Origin of the sequence: Rhodopirellula europaea 6C, assembly GCF_000338295.1 — a bacterium.
Lineage (GTDB): Bacteria > Planctomycetota > Planctomycetia > Pirellulales > Pirellulaceae > Rhodopirellula > Rhodopirellula europaea.
Map to the genome: position 1 here is coordinate 1 of NZ_ANMO01000190.1, position 1,040 is coordinate 1,040.

General features: G+C 54.7%; 2 protein-coding genes. Both read left to right on the top strand.

The genetic code is table 11. From position 1 onward, the window contains the following. Positions 1–474 (top strand): hypothetical protein (locus tag RE6C_RS19465; RefSeq protein ID WP_039962644.1); only part of this gene is annotated, 474 nt, incomplete at its 5' end. A 120-nt stretch (positions 475–594) separates the two neighbouring features. Further along, complete coding sequence (locus RE6C_RS19470) at positions 595–942, top strand: hypothetical protein (RefSeq protein ID WP_144054833.1); 348 nt, start codon at positions 595–597, stop codon at positions 940–942. Positions 943–1,040 lie beyond the last annotated feature (98 nt).

The window sequence follows — 1,040 nt, forward strand, 5'->3', positions numbered from 1 at the left end:
TCGACAGGAGTCTCATTGACAGCTTTCTACCCACTCCGCAGCACAACTGATTGGCCTACAGCAGCAATTCGCGACGCCGTTTCGGCCATCGCGGCGGCCATCGACTGTCGCGCGATCGAAACCTTGTCCGACCTACACGAAGGTGACGCCCAACGCACCATTGATGGGTTTGTTCGCGACTATCGAGTCACACGACCTCAGGCGATCAAGCGTTTGTCGCAGCAAAAATCACTGATCGTCGAACAATACGAACGAATTCAATACCGATGGCGAAGTGGTGTGGACGAGATTGACTTGGTCCTCACCGATGACAATGTGATTCCATTTCCTGACAATGACATAGCGTCTAACGGACAGTTACGATTCGCGTGCGGCTGGGTGGAATTCGGAATGCCCGATCGGAGAATTGAGCAATTGCAGCTTCACGATCATGCGCATAAGCTTCCATTGTTGATCGCCGCTGAATCTTACTAACGGCGACGAACCATGGGATGCAACGGAGCGGCGGTGGTGCGGTTTCTCGTGAGATCAATGTCAACTCCCGCCGCCCGCTGATCCCCGACGTTCGCCGACGGACGCATCGAAGCTGAACACATGATTGACACTTCCATGACGACCGATGCCCGGGGAAGGAAAGGCGAATTTCACCACAATAGCGAAGCGGGGCATGGCACGACTGGCATTACGATACTGCTGCTTGCTGGATTCGTGGTGACGCTTGTCGGCACAATTGGCGAGTTTGGCGGGCTGGCGTCGCTGCGTCCGATCCATCTCTCCGCCTTGCTATTTTTCGTGACCTGCTTTTCCGTTTGGTCCACGTATCGATCACGTCGCGGTGTCCCGTTGCTGCTGGTAAACTTGGGATTACTGGGTGTTTGCGTGGCGTTTGTTGCTTTCTTCGTTTTCCTCGCCGTTTCACCACCCTTCATCTCGCAGGACTGAGAATTGGCGGCGAACCAGACGATGCACGTGAGTCGCCGAGTTAAGTTTATTGAAGTGGTAGGTCGTACGCGGCGACCACGTGATCGTTAACGTTCGCC